7 protein-coding genes are annotated in these 22,339 nt (G+C 62.3%); all 7 read right to left on the reverse strand.

Annotated elements, in window-relative coordinates; all coding sequences use genetic code 11:
* Window positions 1-1,421 (reverse strand): tetratricopeptide repeat protein (locus HUU46_22560; GenBank protein NUM56430.1); only part of this gene is annotated, 1,421 nt, incomplete at its 3' end.
* Between the two features lie 68 nt (window positions 1,422-1,489).
* Complete coding sequence (locus tag HUU46_22565) at window positions 1,490-2,068, reverse strand: hypothetical protein (protein ID NUM56431.1); 579 nt, start codon at window positions 2,066-2,068, stop codon at window positions 1,490-1,492.
* A gap of 33 nt (window positions 2,069-2,101) precedes the next feature.
* Window positions 2,102-3,034, reverse strand: coding sequence for a hypothetical protein (locus HUU46_22570; protein ID NUM56432.1), 933 nt, complete (start codon window positions 3,032-3,034; stop codon window positions 2,102-2,104).
* Between the two features lies 1 nt (window position 3,035).
* Window positions 3,036-5,282 carry a type IV pilus assembly protein PilM gene (pilM, locus tag HUU46_22575; GenBank protein NUM56433.1) on the reverse strand — a complete coding sequence of 749 codons (2,247 nt, stop codon included), beginning with the start codon at window positions 5,280-5,282 and terminating at the stop codon, window positions 3,036-3,038.
* Between the two features lie 215 nt (window positions 5,283-5,497).
* The gene (locus tag HUU46_22580; GenBank protein NUM56434.1) at window positions 5,498-6,898 is read right to left on the reverse strand and encodes an SUMF1/EgtB/PvdO family nonheme iron enzyme; all 1,401 of its coding nucleotides are present in this window, start codon (window positions 6,896-6,898) and stop codon (window positions 5,498-5,500) included.
* A 161-nt stretch (window positions 6,899-7,059) separates the two neighbouring features.
* Entirely contained in the window at window positions 7,060-13,635 is a 6,576-nt protein-coding gene (locus tag HUU46_22585; GenBank protein ID NUM56435.1) for an IPT/TIG domain-containing protein, read from the reverse strand.
* 403 nt (window positions 13,636-14,038) lie between these two features.
* Window positions 14,039-22,264: a lamin tail domain-containing protein gene (locus HUU46_22590; GenBank protein ID NUM56436.1), complete on the reverse strand. Its 8,226-nt coding sequence runs from the start codon at window positions 22,262-22,264 to the stop codon at window positions 14,039-14,041.
* Window positions 22,265-22,339 lie beyond the last annotated feature (75 nt).

Consider the following 22,339-nt stretch of genomic DNA (forward strand, 5'->3'; position numbering starts at 1 on the left):
CCAAGGCCGCCGCCGCCGAAGCCGCCGCCGCCAAGGCCGCCGCCGCCGAAGCCGCCGCCGCCTTGAAGTCCGCCGCCTGGGTTTTGAACCACGATCTTGAAGAGTGTTTCAGCGCCGGCATTGCGGAGTTCGTAGATGCGCGTTTCGAGGTCTTCAAACGTTTCGGTGCGAATCTTTTCCGCCGTGCTAATCCACAAGAAGCTCGGTTGGATGCTGTACGACAAATTGAGGGGTCGCAAGAGCGCTTTCAACGCGTCGCGCAACGGTACGTCTTCAAGCTTGACGTACGGGACATACCCGTCCGTTGCCTGCTCGCCGGTAAGCTGCGGCGTGAGGGCCCCGGTCGTACCCGGGACAACTCCCGGCGCGCCGACGGTACCAGCGCCGCGCGCAGCCGAGAGGGCGTTCAATCCCGCAAAACGGTCGTCCGCCGCGCCAGGTGGAACTAACGCGCCGGGGGCCGCGCCGGGGAACGCACCGGGGGCTGCGCCGGGAAACGGCGCCGCGCCGGGAACTCCCGGAGCGCCAGGCAGTCCGGCGGGCGCCGCGGGCCGAGGAGGCGCCACGACGCGCGCGTCGACGACAATGTTAATGCTGACGAAATCCGCCACGAATTCGACGATACGGCCAATGTGCGTGTTGTCGAACTCGATGGATACCGGGGCGTCGAGCGCTTTTTCGATAACGGAGAGCTCGCGCTCCTCCCGGTACGTTTCCTCTTCCACGGGGACGTACAGCGGCGGTTCCTTGATGCCGATGTCGTCGGAACCTTCGGGGAGGTTCTTGCGCTTCTCGATACCGAGACGAATCTTCTCGGTGTCGATCTTGCGCTGCTGCCACGCGGCGTTGATGTCGTCGCCGTAGGCGCCTACGGTCGCTTCGCCCAATAGGCGCTTGGCCGTCTTGTTACCCGGATCGATGAGCAGGACCTGCTCGAACAGCTCCTTGGCCTTCCCGTACTTCTTGTTTTCGAGATAGAACTGACCGTCGGTGATGAGCTTCTTCGTACGCTCGTACTTGATGTCATCAGCCGTCTTGGGAACGCCGCCGTCGCCCGCCGCGGGTATCGTTTCCGGGTCGAGTGTATCGAAACTTTGGACGGCGCTGGGGCTTTCGCCGGCGCTGACCATTTCGATTTTTCCCTCGCACTTCTTCAGCATGTCTTTGGCGAGTTCGTGATCGGGTTCGAGGGCCAGCGCGCGGGTGAAGGCGCTCTGCGCTTCGCGGTACATTTCCTTGCTGTACAGCGTGACGCCTTCCCGGTAAAGCTGTTCCGCCTGGGACAGCCCGGCTGTGCCCGCTGCCGGCTCGGGCGCTTGCTCGGCGGCCCGGGCGGCGAACACCCCCGTTCCGGCTGTCAAGCAGACGGCAATTAGGCATGCGGCGGTGGTCAACCGCTTCAACCGTAAACTATTGAGCATTTCAATCCTCCCGCAATTCGGAACGAGTATAAACGAACTCGCATCCCCACACAACGCATTTCGGTCCCCTAACTTCCCGGCATCTTGAGCTCGAACGTCTTATCATGGGCGCTCGAGTAAATGGTCACGGTCTTATTGGCCGCATCGATCGACATCAGCTTGTAGTTCTCGAAGACTTCGCCCTCTTTGTACCGCTTGGATTTGCCGGTCACTTTCGTCGTCAATTCCGCGCGATAGGCGCCGTCGCTCCACTTCATTATGTTGTTCAGTGTAACGTCGATTGAGTCGCCTTCGGCGTCCTGCGTGCCGGTATTATCGAGCAGTATGCTGTAAATCGTGAACGGATTCTGGCGCACGAGGGGCCTGTAGTCATCCGCGCGCTCGGTCACCGGCCGAGGCGGCGGGTCGGGCACATCGTTCGCGGCCATCCGCGTTTGGCCTGGAGGGGCCGGGGGGCCGCCGACAGGCGGTTTCTGCCCGGTCACCGGAGGTTTTGGGATCGGCGAATCGACGCTTGCATCGGCAGGACGAAGTACGACCCATACGCGGAAGCACAGCACGATGAGCAAGGCGCCGAGGAACACCTTCTCCTTTTGGTGCCATGCCCAAATTCCCGCCTTGCGGAGCTTTGACGTTATGTCGTTCATCGCGTGAGGTACTCTATCATTCGATCACTTGCATTATAGGGGTAACCATTTGCGCCACCAGCTCGTCGACGCCTGGGGCTTCGGGGCTGCCGCCCCCGCTCGTTGCGCGCGCAGTTGTTGCATGGCGGCGTTCGCGCCGGTTGCCGGCGCCCCTGCCGCTCCCGCTCCGACAGCGGCGGGAGGTTGGGGTACATAGTTGTATACATCGATCTCGAAAACGAGTTCGATGCGTAGCGGCGGGTCGACGTAGGCTCGCAGCGAGGTATTGGTCATGCGGAACCCGTTCACCCGGATGCACATCGTCTCGTCGCCGTGCAGTTTTTCGAGAAACTTGCAGAACTGGTCCATGGTCATCCACATCGAAACGCCGACGGCATACGACTCGAAACCCTCGGCGGTCGTGCGCGGAGTCCACAACCGCAGGTTCTCGATGCCCAGCATGTCCGAATCGACCAGCATGCGCATGATCGAGGTGCCGAGCTTGATGGACGACAGCCAGTGGATAACCTGCAGTTCGTTGACGGATTTTCCGGCGAGCGTTCCGGGCCGGGCCGCGCCGAAATAGAAGCTGATATTCGGATTGTAGTAGACCCCTTTAATCGCGAGCTCCGTCGCCAGGTCCGTCGCCATTTTTTGGGCCATCTGGTCGTAGTACGCCCGCAAGACGAGGGTCTTAGGCAGCGGATCGAGTTTTTTGAAATCGCGGATTGTGAATTGCCGCGCGCGCTGCTCGAGCGTGTCGTGCCACGGTTGGGTCTTCTCGGCGACGAGCTGCACCGCAGCTTCCGGTCTGCCGGACGGGAACGTTCGTTTGAGCGTCTGCAATTTTGTGTTGAGGCCCTCGAGGTATGTTTGGTCCGCGGCAAATTTCTCGAGCGCAGGGCGGAAGTAGAATTGATACCCGGCCCCCGCGCTACCCGCGAGGAGTAGCACGACCACGATGGCTATGATCTGTTCGCGCCGCATGTTAATCCGCTTTCCGGTCTCTCATTCGCATACTGGCGCTGCCGCGCCCCGCAGGGGCGGTGCCTGCAAGCTGGCCCGGCATCGCGGTCAGGTCACCCCGGAACTGAAGGTCGATCCGGAACGACAATATCGTGCCGTAGGCGCCCCATTGCGAGCCCGCGAGGTTGAGTCCCACCGCGGAATTGGCGTTTGCCGTGGCCAAGTTCTGCATACGGCCACCGCCACGCCGGCGCCGGTCGTCGTCGTCATCGTCCGAACCGCCGGCGGCAAATCCTCCGCCGCCGCCGACCTGGGCGCCGGCCATTTGCCCGGCATTGTCGAGGATTTCGAATGGCTTCGGGTCGGTAAACCGCTGGTCAAAGTAGACCATGGGACTGCCGTTTACAACAAACCGGCCGCAGGTCTCGAGATTCTGCTTGAATTCCTCGATCGTCGGGATATCCTGTGCAAATCCAGTGATAATGAAGCCGTTGTAAGCCCACGGCACGGGTGCTTCAGCACTCGCCACCAGCGAATCTCCGGTCGTCGCGCCGCCGGAAACCGACACAATGCCTTCGAATCCCGAACTCGACCACAGGTCCGGTTGGGAAATCTCGGTCTGACTCGGGGTGTACTCGAACGAATCGTCATCCGCCGTACCGGCCGGCCCGCCCTGTCCGATGCCCTGACTTTGTGCGAATTGACTGAGTGCGCTGGGGGTTCCCCCGCCACCGCCGCCGCCTCGGGGCGCGCCGACGCCGGCTGGGGCGCCCGGTGCGTTACCGGGAGGCGCCACAAACGATGTTTCCATTCGATTGATGAGCAACAGTTTGCCGCGCGGCCGCGCATCGTTTACCGCGAGGAGATCGTTAAGCCATTGGCGGCGGTTCTTGAGCCGTTCATCCAGCATGGTGACTCTCTGGATGTAGCCCTGAATCTCGGACATCTGCGCGTTGAGCTGCGTCTCGAAGGGTGAGTTCCACCCGGTTGGCGGCCCCGGTTGGAAGGGGAGCGCGGGGTCGAACGTGGCTATCTCGCGTTTGGCGATCTCAATCTTGTCCTGCACGAGCTTGTTTTGCTGCGCCATCGCCGGAACGATAGTGAGCATGATAAGGACGAGCGTCGCGACGGACAGCAGCCAATACACGCCTGCTTCGCGGCGGCGCGCCGATTCGAGAATGCGCGGCGGAATCAGGTTGATTCCGATGCTTACCTGTTCGCAGCAGCGCAGCGCCAGACCCATCGCCGTCGCGGCCTGCTCGGGGTGTTCGTTCACTTCTTGCGCGCCCGGCGCGATCGCAAGCCCCGCCAAGGGCTGCGCAATCCGCACTTCGATACCCAACTGGCGTTGCAGGTATGGAATCATATTGCGCAGGCAGGCGCCGCCGCCCGTGACGATAATCCGGTTTACCGGGCCGCCGCCGGGCTGCGAGCGGAAATACGCGAAGGAGCGGTTGATTTCGGACACGAGCCGGTTCAGCACGCGGCCGATGACTTCGCCGCCCTTGCCGTCGCGCGCGGGATCGCCCGTGGGCGCGAAGCCTTTCTCGCGCTTGAGCTTTTCGGCCTGCGGCCACGCCATGCCGAATTCGGCGGCGATCGCCGAGGTGACGTCGTTTCCGCCGAGATTCAGGCTGCGCGTAAACCGGAACTGGTTGTCGCGCTCGATGACGATATCGGTCGTGGATGCGCCAAGGTCGATCAGTGCGACGCACTCGCCCGCTTCGCCAAATTCCTTCGTGAACTTCAGCCAGTTGTACGCGGCGAGCGGGCACACGTCGACAATGTCGACCTGGCGTTTGATGTCCTTGATCGTTTCGAGCCGCTTCTCGACGACATCGACCTTGATTGCGGCCATGAGCACATCGTAGCCGCCGGCTTCCGTGCGCTGAAGCACCTGGTAGTCATACGCAATCTGATCGAGCTGGAACGGAATCTGCTGTTGGATTTCGTAGCGGACGATCTGCGTGACTTTGTATTCCGGTACCGGGGGCAGCGTGCGCGTGCGCGTGAAAACGGATTGGCCGGGTACGCCGAACACCGTCTTCTTCGGGCGAACTTTCGCCTCTTTGAGGAGCGCAAGGATCGTCGTCTTTCGCGCTTCGCGTTGCGCGTCTTCTTCCATCGAGGGATCGATGGGGAATTCACGTTGGTAGTATTTCGTGAGTTGGTAACCCGCCTTGGTCGGCGTGAGCTCGCACAGACGCACCGCGCTCGAACCAAGATCGAGCACCAATCGCTTGGACTTTCCGCGCTTCAGCTTTGCCATAGGATCACCGCATTGTTACGGCATACGTCCGAGAAAGAGTGAGCGACGACGGTGACCCCGCTACCAACGCCGAATGCGCCTTCACCCCTGGCGAATTCTGAACTATCGCCGAACTTCCCAGACCCCGTAACCCTTTACAAGTTATTGTAGTAAACATCCGACTCCCTGTCAATAATAAAATCCTGTTGACAAGAATTTTCGGCACAACACATACCTTATCGTCGTGGCGGTCCGCCCGGCGGCGCAACATCCGCCGCGCAGCGAAAACCGTAGTCTTCCCGCCGATTCGTGTTCAAGTCGTATGACCGCCGAACGCAACGGGCGTCAAACGGGTCTTTTCTAAACGAGCCTCCCCGCAGAACCCGAAAGACTTGGCCGTATTCCTTGACAATGTCTTCATTCCCTTTGTACCGCTGGTACCAACTCGATGTCCACTCGTAGGCGTTTCCCGCCATGTCCATGCAGCCGTAGGGGGATGCGCCACCGATGAGCTTGCCCACCGGGAGCGCCTTTGGATTCAACTGTCCAGCGTTCACATTTGCGAGTTCCGGGTTCCACAGGTCGCCCCACGGATACTCTCGTCCGTCCGTTCCACGCGCCGCTTTTTCCCATTCCTCCTCGGTCGGCAGCCGCTTGCCGACCTGTTTCGCGTACGCTGTCGCTTCCTCCCACGTTACGTCCAGCACAGGATACTCTTCCTGTCCTTTCGGAAACGTGTGCGAAGCAAACACTTCTTTGAACTGGGCGTTGGTCACTTCGTATTTGTCTATGTAGAACGATTCAATGTTCAAGGTCCGTTTCGGACGTTCGTCGGGCGATTTATCGTCGGTACCCATGATGAAATCACCGCCGGGCACCAGCACCATGCCCATGGGCACTTCGCCTTCCTTGAGAATCACGCTCACGTTCGCGTCGGACGCGGGCTCGACGTTCACGACGACTTCTTCCATGATATACCCGCCCTTGTACACGCCCACGGTGTACGTGCCGGGCGTGATGGGGATGCGGGCCGGCGTCTTTTCGTTTTGCAGCGCGTTGTTGAGATAGATGTTCGCGCTGCTCGGCGTTGAGAACACCTCGATCCGGCTCTCCCGCGCCTTCAACGTAAATAACTTGCTGTACTTGTAATCCGCGCGGACCACGATCTTCTCCGTCAGCGGTTCGTACTTCTCGTGCCGCACTTCGATCTCGTGGATGCCTTCCGGAAGTTTCAGTCCGGTGATTGGCGTCACGCCGAGCGGGGTCCCGTCTTTGAGATACACGGCCGCGCGAGTCGGCTCGGACTGGATTGTGACATCGCCGACCATGCGTTCCATGGTGATCGTAAACGTTGCGGAGCCGGACTCGGGGACTTTGTACGTGTCGTACGCGCGCTTGAAGCCGGCGAGGGAAACGTCAACAAACACCGGACCGGGAGGCAGCCCTCTGACCGGTCTCGGTGTAACGCCGTACACCTGGCCGTTGAGTTTCAGTTCGGCGCCCTGTTGGGGCGCGGTGTTGACGACGATCTCGGTGTCGTAGACTTCGTCGCCGCCCTTGCAGCCGGGAACGAGCGCCGCGGCATACACCACGAGCACGAGCGCAGTCCACGCTGCTAAGCGCCCAATCGTAGTCACGAGTTCGCTCCCACACCCCGATTACGATGCGCGGCGTAAGCCGCGCGTCCGCTGTAGACCGTTCTCGATGAACCTTGTACGTCTATTAAACCGCAATCCGCCCGTGTAGCGCAAGACTTTACGTTGACACTGGCTTGATTCAACTGTGCTTCACCAAACGCTTACTCGCGGCCTTGCTCCTTGATCGGTTGTTTGTTTGCGTCCTCCTCGGACATCACATAATCGCCCACGCCCGCGGGCACGACCACAAAGTAGGCGGACGCGGGTGTCGGATCGAAGATATCTGTGCCGGCATCGTTGTAGAAAGCGGCGGCGGTGAACAGATACGTCACCGCGGCATCGGGCCGGCCAAGCCGTCCAAGCGTATTTGGATTTAGGGGATTGATAAAGACACCGGTAGACGGGCCCGGCGTCACGACCGGGATGACGTCTGAGTTGGATACGAATGGGCCAACCAGCGGCCCCGGTGGGCTCTGGGTTGTCTGAACTCCGTCCTCGTGGAATGTCCACGACACGTTAAATGGCCCAATCGCCGAGCCAATTGAGTTCACGGACACGGCGTAACGCGCTTTGAGCGCCGGGTTGTACGGCACGATCGGGCTGTCGCCGAAGGTCGGTTCGCCGCCGTCAATGATGCCGTTATTGTTTAGGTCGTACCAGAGCTCGAGGCCGACCGCGGTGTCCGCCGGTTGGCGATCGGTAAATAGGAACGTGCGTGCGTTGGGCACGTTGAGCGTGCTGCCGTCCACTGTGGTCGGGTCGAAGAGCAACGGTTCGAGGTTGCCCGCTTCGTCGGCGCCGAGCACGACGATCATCATGTGCTGGTTGTTGAGCGTGGCGAGTTGCGCGGGCGTGAGCACGGCGCGCAGGTCCGCGAGCACGTCAATGACAGGGCCGGGGCGCCACGCCGACCAGCCAACACCCGAATCGACGTAGGGGCCGGCGCAGGTCGCGCTCACGTACAAGTTGTACGTGAACAGCGGCACGGGCTGGCCGGTCACGTTCGGGCGCTGACCGATGAGGCTGACGTTGAAGTACGGCGCGGCTTCGGCCTCGCAATTCGACGGGCCGCCGGTTAACAGGCTCGATACGTCGTACATCCACCACAGTTGCAGCGGATCGAACAGCGTCTCGTAGTACATTGCCGCGCCCGCATTGCTCGCAGTGTTGGTCGTCGCATTGAACGCGAGGTCTTCGCCGACAAACCGCGCGTCGACGCGCCACGCCTGGCTGGGCGGCGGGACAAGGTCGTTGATCGTCCACGTGACGATCATGGTGTCGTTGTCGGTTCGCTCGGGATCGACGGGGTCGGGAACCGAGTCACCCGGCACGAGTGTCGGGTCGAACACGCCGACGTTGGCACCGGTGCCGCCCACAACAAACACCGCCGTCTTCGCTACGCCGTTTGTGAGGGCAACGGTCGAATCCGGGAACCAGCGCCCCCACCCTTGCAGGAGGATATTGTCCGCGGGGGCGCCCCCGGACGCTTCGGTAAGCGGGTCCGGATTCGGCAGCGGGAAGCCCGCCACCTGGCGCGTCGTTGCGCCGGTGAAGAAGTCGAGGCCCGGGATGGCGGTGCCGGTGAAATACGGGTTGGGCGACAAATCTTCGGGGTCCGTGACCGGCGGGTCGATAAACTGAATCTCGATGACGAGATCGTCCAGCGTTGCGCCCGCGAGCACGCTGCCCGGCGGGATTGGATCGGGATTCGAGATGCTGCCGCGGTTGAAGAACACCTGCAACCCACGGCCCGGCGCCGCGCCGGGCGCGCGGAACGCGATCACGCCGTCGTCCGCAGGCCAGTAGGCGGCGTTCGGCGGCGGAAGAATGGATGGCCGGTAAATCGTGGCCGGTGGGAATCCCGCAGGATGTGTTAGCGCAGCGATATCCTGGGCCGTGATGTTGTCGGTGCTGCCGAGAACGACCGTGGGCGTGTACAAATCCGCCAGGCTGATAAGCCCGTCCGGGCCGTATGCCGCGAGGTTTATGCGCGGCGGCACGGTATCGATCAGGAAGTGACGGCCGATAATCGCTTGATCGACGATGATCCCGCCTTCGCTAAACTCGTCGCCGGAATCTTCGTCGCCAATGATTTCCGTGCCGCGCTGCATGAACACGGCGGCGTGTCCGTCCGCGATGAGGTCGCCCACGCTCGGATCATTGCTGCCGTCGCGATCGTCGAGCATGGTCGTGATCGCGTCGGTGTTGGTGTAGAGGTAGTAGCCCGCGCCCGGGTTCTGGTACAGCGTCAGATCGATGCGGTCCGCCGGATCAGCCGGGTTGCCGCCCTGCGGCACGATGAAGGGCGCGCCGCCGCAGTTGCCGGTGAACTGGACCTCGACAAGCAGTTGGTTCGCGGGCGTGACGCCCACCGGGCTCGGCGTGACACGCGCATAGTACCACGAACAAATGCCAAGCTCGTCGATCTCGATAATTTCGTCCGCGCCGATTTCCGCGCCGGACCCCTGCGGGCGCTGCTCGAGTTCGAAATCCGTCAGCGTGTAGGGGTCTTCCGTGAACGGGCCCGCGGTGCTCAACAGCGGGTGCGACACGCTGTCCGGCAGCAACTTGCCGATCCACGGCGTCAATAGAATCACCGGGTTGATCGAGATGCTGCCCGCGCCGGGCGCGACGTTGATGTAGTCGTCCTGGTTGTTGCCAAACACGTCGTTGTACAGCAACTCGGGTATGTCGACGATCACATCACCGCGCGTGTCGCGGTATACGAAGAAGTTGACGACTCCGCTGGTGAGGGATACCGCATTCGCCGCGTTGGTTGGATCGACGGAATTCGGATCGTAGACGTCCGCCTTGTTCTGCACGGTGACGTCGAGCGTCGCCAGGTCGAGGGCGTATTCGGTCCCATCCAGTATTGTGTCGAGATCGTCGGTGGTGATTTGCACGACGATCTCGTACGGCGACAACACGTCGACGCGATCGGCGTTCGTGTTCGTATCGAGCTGGAACAACTCGCCGCCGGAGGGATCCTCAAACGTGATGCGTACGTCGTCGTCGAAGTTGTACCCGTATATCGTCACAAAGATCGTGGTGGGCGTCGCGGGCGGCGCCGCGGGATCGAAGAACGTGTGGTTCGGCGAAAGCTGCGTGACAATCGGCACGCCGTCCATGTAGTACGTGAAGCCGTCCACGAGCGATGCCACAATCTGATCGGCGGTGCGGATGACGGTCACGTCGTATATGCCGGGCAAACCGTTTGGCGCGGACGGCAGTTCAACGTCAATTGTCGTCGCTGTGAAACCAACAACATTTGCCTGCGAACTTCCAAAGAGCACGATAGGCTCGGTTGCACCGAAATTCGTGCCAATAATCTGAACGGGGATGACACCATTGTCGCTGCCGCTCACCGGTCCATCCGGCGGCGTGACGGAGGTAATCGTCGGCGCGGCGACTGCGTCGCGGAACGTAATTGCGCCGATGAGCCGCGAACGCAGCGGCACGCCACTGGCGTCTACGAGCACGACGCCGTTAATCGCATCGAATTGTTCGACGACGATATCGATAGGCGCGTCGCGTGGAATCAATGTCGCCGTAGGATCTGCAGCGTCCAGATCAAAGTTGGTGAAACTGATTTGCGAAACCGAGTCGATCGCGTATCCGGTTGCAAGGGCGCTGAGATCGATGTTATCGGCGGCGGTCGCGAAATTGCCGTCGCCATCGATCCATGCGCGCGTGAACACGCCGATGCCGACCGGGCCGATAAAGTTCTGTCCCGAAATCTGGACTTCACCGGTGCCGTTGTCGGGCACGGTGTTCGGCGTGACGGCGGAGACCTGCGGGAATTCGTCCGTGCCCGCGCGGCGATAGCTGTATGCGTCCTCCGCGATGAAGTACAGGTCCTGAGAGGTTAGATTTTCGCCGGTACCGTTCGGGCTGACGACGCGAATGTCCACCGGCCCGAACACGCCTTCCGGCTGCGTTGGCGCGGGGAACGAAATGATGCCGTTAAAATTCACCGGCGGATTCGGAGCAAGAATCAGCGTGATGTCCGCGGGAAGCACTTGCGTTTCGCCCACAAAGATATCGTATTGCGCGCGGTAGTTTTCGATGTCCAACTGAATTGTGTCGGTTGCGCCGACGGTGGTGATGGTGACGGAGTTGATCTGGAAGTACACCGCTCCGCCGGCGGGCGCGACCTGCGTTGCGCGCGGCTCGGTGTAGACGAGAACCGTCGATGCCACGGGCGCGGCGAACGGATTGCCCGCTCGTGTAGCAGCGTTCATGACGTCGATGTCGACTTCGGACAGACCGGCAGCCAGTCCTAGCAGGTTCGTATCGGCGGGATATCCAAACGTGATAATCCGTTGCGCGACGGGCTGGATCGTTGCAAAGGTGTTGTTCACGACTGCCGGGTCCGCAATCAGGTCAACATTAAAGTCCAGGCCGTGCCCGAGCAGATCGCGCGTCCCTCCCACGCCGCGCTCGATGAAATTCGACACGCGCCACGGCAGGAGGTCGAGGCCGGGCGTGCTCATCGGGAAGTAGGTGAACCCGCGCGGAAGAATGTCTTTCCGTCCGTCGGGATTGATCACTTCGACGTCGTACACGCCGCCGCCGCCGAATTCGGAGACGGGTATGGTGATATCCGTTAGGCGGTTTGTCGCGAACGTGTCGTATGGGCAGACGATGCCGCCGATCGTCACGATTGCGCCGGCGACAAAGTTCGCGCCGAAGATGTCGGGCAATACATCGGAGTCGGTGCTGTTTCCGGAGCCGGCCGTCGTGTCGATGCGGTCGGGGACGATCGAAGATATCTGCGGGCCTTCGGTGTCGAACCCGGCACGGTACTCGTATTCTTCGAGCGGGCCGAGCGGCGACACCGCGCCAGTCGTGTTGTTGCGCACCCACACGTCGACCTTGTTCGGCGTGGTTGTGGACGGCACGCGCACGAACAGCCTGCCGGGCGACAGCCATTGCACGCGCGGCGAGATTTCATTCACTTCGAGTACGTCGTCGTCGTCGAGATCGAAGAACACCGAGCAATCGCGTTCGAAAAACGCACCGAGCACGTACACATCGATCACGCTCTCATCAACGCCTGTGGTCGTCGCGTCGTCCACGGGACCCCAACCGGGATCGACCTGCCACACTTGCGGGATCGGATTCGGGCCGTTTTGTTCCCCGGTGTACAGGAAGCCGTTTGGAACAACAATCTCGAAGCCGTCTCCGCGACGAATCGTGACATCTACGGGTCCGGGAATGCCATTGTACGCGGGAGGCAGATCGACGACAAGGCCTGTTGGATCGGGTGTTAGATCGACCGTGCGCGCCCCGGCATTGCCAGTGGGACCGAAGAACACCTCTGTTGGATTCGTGCCGTCAGAAAGATTGTTCCCACTGATGGTGACCGGAATCGGCGTGCCTACTCCGGTAATCAACCCGTCCAACGGCCCGAAATCGGGATCGATGAACGGATTGTCTTCCCACACGAGGCCGCCTTCGCCGGTGCCGGTGCCGTTGAGATACGCAATCGTGTTGCGCACGCGCGCGTTGTTGCCGGCACCGACGAACACGCCGTTGTCGCTGTTGAGCACGATCGTGGAGTGGAGGATGTCCGCGAACGCAAGATCGGGCGCCGCGCCATCCACCACGCGCACGCCGTCGCCGTCGTTGTCGGAAACGCTGCAATTGACGATGAGCGGGCTGGCCGCGCCTTCGACCAACACGCCCGCGCTGTCCGCGGACGTGCCGTCGCCGTTCTCGCGGATGTAGAGCCGGTTCAGCACGGGCTCAATCTTGTCGGCGGGATCGGTGAAGTTGCCGCCGTTGACGCGAATGCCCTGCGAGCCGTTCTCGAAGGTGAGGCCTTCGATAATCAACCTGTCGCGCGCGAAGCCCGCGTCGCGGTCTGCGTCCGTCGAACCGTCGATCGTCAAAACAGCGCCGGAAGCGGGGCCGGTACCTTGAATTACCGTGTTGAACGCGCCGTCGGCGGTGGCCACGAACAAAAACGTCCCCGCGGGGGTAAGGTTAGTTTCGTCGCCGACGAGCAGCGGAACGACGACGCCCGCGAACACGCCGACGCTGAAATCGACTGTGTATGGTCCGCCGTCGGGACCGGTGACGGCGACGTTGCCCGCGCCAATCGTCGTGAGCGCTTCGAGCGCGGCCTGGACTTCGGCGGCGGTGGCGTCGAAGTCAAGATCCGTCGTCGTGGCGGTGGCGCCCGTACTCGGATTCGTAAACGAAAGCGTGAAGGTGCCGCCTGTCGGCGTAGCGGAGTTGTTGACAATCGTTACGATTTGCTGCGCGTTGAACTGAAGGCCGAGGATGCGGACGTTTGCGTCCGCTGGAATGGTGAAGTTGCCGACCCACGGCCCGCCGACGACGAGCAGCAATACCTGTTGATCGAGCGCGATCGCATCGGCGACGGCGTCGTCGATGGCTTCCTGCAGGTCCGTGTACGGCGAGTTGTGGCCGCCCGTGGGGCAGTTTACGCCGCCCGTGCACGCGACCAGCACGCTCGCGGGCGTCTGCGCAAACGCAACAACGGAGACGAACAGGAACATGAGAACGGCGGCGAGGAATTTTGGATTTTGGATTTTGGATTTTGGATTGAACGACGGATGCGGGGCGCGCTCGACCATGCGGTCCTGGGGCGGCGTATCGCCGCTGCGAGTCGAACTCCAACTTCCCAAACCAGGATTCCGCGATCGGTCCCGCGTACCGCTGGTTGCGCGCGTGCGCCCGGATTGGTGTGTGTGGCGATGCGTTTGCATGAATTTAATCCAAAATCCAAAATCCAAAATCCAAAATTCCTCTATCGTTCGTACACCGTGCGCAGTTTCCCTCGTTCCCAAATTTCCATTTGGGAACGCGCTCTTGAGAAGCTCTGCTTCGGTATTGGTCTGGCCGAGGCGCGTCGTGAATGTACAAAGCGGAGCTTTTCAAGAGCCCGTTACGAAGTGGAAACTTCGTAACGAGGAATTCCGCTCTTTCCTCGTTCCCAAATTTCCATTTGGGAACGCACTCTTGAGAAGCTCTGCTTCCGTATTCGTCCGGCCGAGGCGCGTCGTGAATGCACAAAGCGGAGCTTTTCAAGAGCCCGTTACGAAGTGGAAACTTCGTATTCTGTTCTTGCTCTATCTTGAATCTGTGTCATCTGTGCAATCTGTGGTTGAGCTACCGTTCATACACGGTGCGCAGTTTCTTTTCGCCGGTGGCGACGAATTCCGAATCGACGCGCCAGTTGATCACGCCGTCGCGGTTCGCGTCGAACGCGTAACCGGTCTGCGCGGTGACAATAATCTCGAACGTGTCGGACGCCGCCGTAATGCTGTTGCCCATGCGCGTATAGCGTTCCATCGCTTCGTCAAACTGTTGCGCCTTCTGGTTCGCGGTCGGCGCGGCCACGTCGAAGTATTGCGGGATCAGGCTTGGCATCAGCGACATTGGCCGGGACGTGAACGCCGCTTCGTCGCCGCTGACGATCAACTCCGCGGGCGACAGCAAATAGCGGCCGTCGAACCGCACGGCGAGATCGGCGCGGCCGTCGCCGCTGATATCGATCGGCGGATCGGGCAGCCCGTCGCTGTTGTAATCGACGAACCGTTCGCCGCGCGGCAGGAACCCGGGGTTTGCCACCGCAAGCGCAAACGGCGGCTGGCCAATCACCTGGTTGGCGCGCGCGAGGACGGCGCCGTATTCGCCAAACGTGAACGCGTAGGGCGGCCCCGTCGCAACGGGAATCTGATCGCTCCACGGCGCGGGCGTGAAGGCGCCGAGGTCCGACAGCGGGTTCGTATCGGGTACGTATTCCGCGGTGAAGCCGATGAGTCCGGTCAGCGGATTGAACGCATTGAAATCCGGCGCGCCGGAGAGGTTCGCGGCGAGCGGTTGCGTGATCGCCGTGTTCAGATTGACGCGGCCCGGCGTGCGGTCGCGCGACATCAGCACGACGCGGCTGATTGCGTTCACGTTTTCCGGATTGCGGCCGTCGGCCCAGTTGCGCACAAACACGCCCAGGAAATTGTTTTCGATCTTTACAACGCCGTAATGGACGGTGCCATCGCTTGCCGGTACCAGACCGGCCTTGAGCGGGAACTTCTCGCGCTGATCGGCGGGGCCGGTGCTCTGGGTGTTGAGGCCCAATTCCTCGGTATCGGGCATGTTCGCCGTCGGGCCCGTTCCGTCGACCCAACACTTGCGGTCGCCGTCCTTGTCCGTCAGCACCTGAATGTCGATCGGCAGGCGGCGGCGCACGCGATCGAGCTTGGCGGGCAGCCAATCGTTGCGCGTCGCATCGAACGCGCGCGTCGATTCTTCGAGATACGTCATGTCCGGCATGGTCACGACATAGAGATCGTATTCGCCGTTGGGCAGACCGTCCGCGCCATCCCACACGAAGAGCGCCTCGGACGGATACGCGCCCGCCGCGGGCGCGCCGGGACCGCCCGGCACGATGTTGTGCGACGTCTGATCGGGGCGGAACGCATCGGGATTGCTGGAAACGTACATCATCGCGCGGCGTTCGAGCGGCCAACGCACGGACGCGAGGCTGCCCGCGCCGCCGACGTTGTCCTGCAACAGCCAGCGCGTATTCCCGTACGGCGGGACGACGCTTAGGTCGACGTTGCGGTAGAGGAACGCCAACTGGATCGGATAGCCCGGCCACGGCAACATGTTCGGATACTGCGGCGGCGTGCCGGACTGCGTGATCGTAATTGTCTGCATCGTCGCGAAGTCCGCACCTTCCGGTTCGGACCCGTTGGGATCGAGCGACGCCAGGAACACCGGCGCCCACGCCTGGGGCGCGCGGTAGTCGGTCGGATTGGCCGCATCGGGAATCGGCGCCCATTGCGCCAACTCGGCCAGCCCGCCACCCGTCAAGCTGGCCATAAGCGGGAACAACGGATAGAAGTCCGCCTGACCGACGTTCAAGACGATCGAATCGAACGACGCGGTGTCGATCAGCGCGCGCAAATCCTCGGGATATGCCGTGCCGATGGACGCGCCTTTCAGGTGCGGCGGCACGGGTCCCACGAGCATGTCTTCCGGCGCGACTGTCGGGCCTTGGAGCGCTTCACGGCCAACGACGTCGTATTCGCCTATGGTATACGTGCGCGACAACGCGAGGTAGGGCGTGGTCAAGAGATCGCCCGGCGACCGGAAGTTCGCGTCGCGCACTCGGCCGCGCAGCAGAACGCGTTGGTTGTCGCCTACGAGCGCGTCGGGCACGACGGGCGCGTCGTTCGCCGCGAGGCGCACGGGCGGATCGGGCGAATATCCGAGGCGCGAATCGCTCAGGACGCGCGCGAAGAAGTTCGGGCGCAGCGGCGATCCCGAGAATCCGTGCGCGAAGAACTGAATGCCGGAGACCGCTGTCGGCGCGCCCGTGGGACCGAATACAAATGCGCTCGTCATCGGCATGGCGACGTCGTTGACGTTGTCCCAGAACCAGCGGTTGGTGCCGGGCGCCCAATCGTCGTAGTTGCCGTCCGTCGCGGTCCAGCGGTTCGCGAGGCCGAACCGGTCGCCGGTGTAGAGCGGGTGCTTGCGTTCGAGCGAACGGTAGAAGTCCACGCCCATCGTATTCTCGGGCCACGCGCGTTCGAGGCCGAGACCCGTCACCGCGTTGAGCATGACGAACCGGTCGAGCAGCGCGTCCGGCGCGGCGACCGGGAACGAGCGGACATCGTCCGGCGCGCGGTTTTCGACGTCGTTCTGCGTGTAGGTCACGCGATCGACGACGAACTCTTCGTCCGGGAACCGCTCGTACAACGTCACGCGGACGGCGTCGCCGGGGAACATGCGGCGTTCGGTAAATTCCTTCCACTCGGGCGCGGCGTTCGTGCCTTCGACCCACGCGGGTTCGCCGGGATACAGCACAAACTGCGGCGTGCGGTGATAGGAGCCGGACACCTGGGTCAGCGGACCGAGGCCGATACCAATCGGACCCAGGCCCACGCCGCGATCATATTTCAACCACCGCGCGACGCCGCCTTCGTCCACGCCCTCGGGAATGCCAAAGCCTTCGGACTCGTCGTATTCGTCGGTGAGGCCGTCACCGTCATTGTCGATACCGTCCGCGCCTTCGTCGGTGAATGGGTCGCCATCATTGTTAATTCCATCGTAGTCGTAGCGCGGATCGATGGGTTCGTCGGTGCCTTCGCTTTCGTCGGCTTCGTCGATAAGGCCGTCACCGTCGTTGTCAATGCTGTCGTTGCCTTCGTTCGCGATGCCGTCGCCATCGTTGTCAATGGGCAAGCCATTGATGTCGAGGTCTCGATCTAGCAGCAGGCGGTCGCCGTCGTTGTCGATGCCGTCGCGCATGAGCTCGGGGTTGTCGCCGTCGTTGTCCACGAAATCGTTTTCGGGATAATTAGGGAAGATGCCGCCGCGCAACACCATCGTGGCCACAAAAGCGAGCCTTTCGCCGGCAGGAGTCAACGCGTCGTTGATGAACGACAGTGGACTTGCCGCGGCGGGTTCGATCTGCACGATGCGGTCCCACGCTTTCGTCGGCGTGTCGGTCGCGGGATTGTCGATGGTCGAAATCACTAGATCGTCCGTACGAATTCCGGGATCGCTCAATCCGTCGCCATCCAGATCGAGGAAATCGAGCAACCCGCCGGTCGGCCGCTGGAAAATGCTTTCGGCAAGCAGCCCGCCGGAACCGAGGGGTTCACCCCAGCGGCCGTTCCAAAGGTTCGCACCCAGCAGAGGCTGGCCGATAAAGCCGATTTCGCCGCGCGTGGCGTAGCGTGGGATCGGCGGTTCGGATATGCCCACCGAGGCCGTGCCGAACGGCGCGGCAACGCTTGCGGGTTGGCTTGCCATGCCCATGCCGTTGGCCGAGAAAATGCGCGCGCCTGGCGCAGCGAACGCGAGCGGGCCGACGTCGTACTTGTTCGTCGTGAGTAGCAGCGAACCGTTCGGGGCGATCTGCGTGCCCGCCGGAATGCGGTACACCGCGCGGGTCGGATCGTTCGATCCGCCGCCGACCTCGAGCAACCAATCGGAGAGATCGATCGGATCCGGCGACGCGGAAACGTTGACCAATTCGACCCATTCGTGATCCGGTTCCTGGCTGAAATCGAGGAAGTTGATCGCGAGCGTCTGGCCCGGGACCGGATTGCGGATGCCGATGTGGAGGTAGAACTGATCGGCTGCATTCGCCGCAAACGGCGGCACGATGACCGTGTATGCTTCGCTCTGCAACTGCGTTTCGACGCCAATACCGGCATAGGCTTCGAATCCGGGTGGCGGAACGACGGCGGCGCGCGTGTCGATTGTCGGCAAGAACACCATGCCGGACGCCGGGCTAACGTTGGGATCGAGCGGCGACGCTCCGCTGCGGCGCCCTACTTGGGGTTCGGAAATAGTCGCAGCAGCGACGAGACCGTCGAATGGCGGAGACCCCGGCGCGCCTCCTGCGATCACGTCGTCGAGAATGTCTGGATTCCCCGGAATATTCCTATCCAGCCCGTACTTAACACGGAAATCAATATCGGTCGGGTCGTCCACGCTCGCGTAGCCAATCTCGTCAATCGTATTCACGAGCAAGTAATACCGGCCCGGCGGAAGCTGCGCACTCGGCCCGATGCGGAACTGGATGACGTTGTCGTAGGTGGCGCCGCTGATCGTAACGGTGCTCGAGTCCGTCTGGAAGCCCGCAAGCTGCCCAAGGCCGACCCGGTCGTCGCCCAGGTTGAGCGGCTGCGGGAAATACTCCCACGGGATGCTGCCATCTTGATTGGTTACCGTTCCCGCTCGATCCTCGATTGTCGTCGTCACGACATCGAAATCGATCGGGCCTTCCGAGAATACGTTCGGATTGTTCTCCGGGCGCGGATCGCCGACGGGATCGGGATCGTAATTCGATTCCGCTTCGACGCGGCGGACGGCGCGCACCATCATTTCGTTGATGCGGATGCCTTCGACGCCGGCGAGGGTGTAGCTGATTTCGCGTTGCGGCGCGGCCGGACCGACGAGGGTGTTCCACCAATCGTCGCCGAGACGGTAGGTGAGCGAATTGCGCACGCGGTCGGTGTCGCGCGAATCGACGATATTGAGCGCGAGCTGGTACGCGCGCAGGCCCGCGTCCGCCTCGAAGATGCGGCCGGGCGTGAGGGCGAGCGCGCTCTGCGGCGCTTCGACGCGCGTGTCCACGATGCCGGCGGGTGCGCCGATGACGGAGACGGACTCGCGGCGAAGCCCCGCGAAGTACGCGGCCTGGAACCGGAAATCGTTGATGTACGCGGCCGGGGTCGTGGTGGGCGCGTAGCCGGACTCGGAGAACAGGTACGGGTTGCCCGCGAACGCCGCCTGCGTGGGGTCCGCTGGGTAGACCATCTCGGTCTTCAGCACGTCGTGGAACGCGGGATACGACCAGTCTTCGCGCAACGCGTTCGCGATGGCGTCCGGCGTGGCGTGGTTGTAGTCGAGTTTCATGCCGGTGATCGGCGCCGTGTCCGGCGAGATGTTGCGCGCGAGGTCGCCCTGCGCGCCGCCGATGTAGTGCTGGTATCGCGCGTTGGGATCGCTCGATTGCACGGTGAGCACCGCGCGCAACGGCGCCATTTCGGCGACGCTCGAAAGCGCGCCGGCCATTTCGTCGCCGGTGCTGTAGAGGCGGTCGCCGAGTTCGCCGATTTCGTCGATCACGCCGTCGTTGTCGTTGTCGATGCCATCGAGTTCCGCGAGACGGTTGCGGTAGGGACGGAACATTTGCAGTTCCTGCGGTTCGTCGATGCCCTCGAAGGGTTCGTCGATGCCGAAGCGCGCTTCGTCCGCCTCGTCGGCAACGCCGTCGTTGTCGTTGTCGATGCCGTCGTGCGTGTAGTACGCGCCGTCGCCGTCGTCGTCGATGCCGTTGAATTGCAGTTGCAACACGTTCGCGTTGTCATCGGTGCGGCCAAAACCGGGGAAGTATTCGTCGTAGGCGTAGCCGGCTTCCGCGGCGTTGTCGTTCGTCCCGTCCCCGTCGCTGTCGTTGTCGTTGAAGTGCGTGAGGAAATCGGTCGCGTCGATGGGCAGGATCGGCGGGAAATTCTGCGGCTTTCCGCCGCCGGGGTCGTCCTTGTGCGCGCCGTTGCGCGTCATGAAGATGTCGACTGCGCGCTGCACGCCGATGTCCGGCAGCACGCGCGTATCGTACTCGCCCGTACTGACGCCCTCGTTGCGCGCGAAGGTGAGGAGTTCGGCATTGCGAAGGTACGTGAATCTGCCCGTCGCGGTGCTGGTCTCGACATCCTGCACGGTTGCGACCGTCATCGCGCCAGCCGTGTTGAGGTTGACCTTCGACGCTTCGTCCACCACGTGGACGGCGACGCGGCCGGCAATGGTGCAGACGGTTTCGCCCGCGCACGTAATGACGGGTACGTGACCGGGGATACTGGCGAACGGCAGAACGAGGTCCGATAGCGCGGCCGAGTAGCTGCGCAGATCGGTGGGATCGATGTTGATGCGGGAGTACGAGCGCGCGCGGTTTTCCTGCGCTGCGGGAATAACACCTGGTTGATCCCATGGGAAGTTCAAGTTTCCAGTGTTGTCATATTGAGGCACGCCGGGTTCGAGGAACACGTGGCCGTGCGTGTCGTTCACGATCTGCGTGAAGTCGTTGTCGATGCGGTCCACCGCCGGGCCGAAGGGATTGCCGGGGTCCACAAGTTGGAGCCGGGAGTCCGTCTCCGACGTGATCGTAATGCCGGAACCGGCGATGTATTCGTTGAGCGTCTGCAGATTGACGCGCACATGGAACGTATCGAGCAGCGGAATGCTCTCGCCCGGGTCCTGGTAATCGATCCCCTCGGCGGGGGTAATAATCGGCAGGTTCGCGGGCACGCGCGGGTTTAGCGCGTTGTTGTTGATCCGATCGTCGGACGTGAGGAAGATGCGTTGCTCGTCCGGCTCGTCGATTTGCCCGTCGTGGTCGTTGTCTTCGCCGTCGTTGCCGCCCCAGTAGCTGTCGGCGATGAGCGGCGCGGTGAGGAAAACGCGCTGTTCGTCGGCTTCGTCGATTTGCCCGTCCTGATCGTTGTCGAGATCGTCGTTGCCGCCCCAATACACGAATACTGCCGTCTCGTCCGGCTCGTCCACTTCGCCGTCGAGATCGTTGTCGATGCCGTCGCCGCCTTCGTCGCCGATCGCGCCGACTTTGTCCGCGCTGACGCGGCCGTCGCCGTTGCGGTCGATGCCGCCGAAGAATTCCTCGACGCCGATGGGAATCCACATGGCGTCGCGCAGCCCGTCGCCGTCGCTGTCCACGTCGGCCCATGCGTTGATTTTCTGTTGCGGCGTCACCACGCGCGCGGGCCAGCCCGCCGCGAACGGATCGTAGTCCGCATCGGGAATGTTCAACGGATCGTCAAACGCGGTGTCGAAGCTCGTGAAGTTGTACGCGTACTGGACAGGGAAGTCGAACGCGGCAAGGAAATCGCTGTCGCCGGGATCGCCGGTCGTTGCGAACGCGTACTGCTGATCGAGCAACGCGCGGATCGACGGGTCGTCGAGATCGTCCGGATCGATTTGGAACCGCGGCACAAACAGCGGGTTCTTGATCTGGGCGAGCGCACTACCAAGGGATTCGCGGATTTCGTCCGCTTCGTCGATGTTGCCGTCGCCGTCGTTGTCGATGCCGTCGATGCCGTCGACAAAGAGCGCGCGCTGGATCAGCAGGTCGAGCTCGGCCTCCTGCAGCTTCACGTCGGCCCAGTAATCAATGTAGGGAATGCGCTTGTACGGCGTACCACCGGCCCAACTCGTCCACGTGCGGTCGAGCACGCGGGTCCCGAACGCGTCGGGTTTGAAGGCCCACGGTTTTCCTGCGAGCCACGCACCATTGAAAACGGTGTTCCAGCCGTGATCGATTGACGTGTAGGTCGGGTGCCACTTTTTGTCGAGGCGCAGGTGCGACACGGCGAGCGCCTGGCCCGCGCTCGCGAGCAGTTCGGCGCGGTAGCCTTCCTGGTGGCGCACCGCCGCGCTGTGTTCGATGCGCGACGACGACCAGAATGTCAGTCCGATGAACAGCAGTACCGCGAAAATCGCGACCGAAATGATCAGCGCCGCGCCGGACGATTCGGCGAGGCCTTCGCCTTGCGGAAACGCGCAACGGATTTTGGATTTTGGATTTTGGATTTTGGATTGCGGGCCTTCGAGCAAGGGGCCGCGGCGGCCCGAAACTGCCGCGTGTCCTTCAGGTCCTTTTCGTCCTATAGGTCCTTTGGCCCCCTCAAACGACATATAGGACCTAAACGACCCAAAGAAGCCGGGCGCCCCGGCAACGCGCGCGCGGCGCAATCCAAAATCCAAAATCCAAAATCCAAAATCGGATTTGCCGGTTTCGGACGTTTGGGCGCGCTGGCGTTCCGCCAACCGGCCCGGACCTTTGAACATACGGCTCATTCGCGTTCCTTGCTCTCAACCCTGGCCCGCGGGATGTCTCTCCGGCGGACCGGCCCACACCTTACACCGAGCGAA

This window comes from Candidatus Hydrogenedentota bacterium (genome assembly GCA_013359265.1).
Classification (GTDB): domain Bacteria; phylum Hydrogenedentota; class Hydrogenedentia; order Hydrogenedentales; family SLHB01; genus JABWCD01.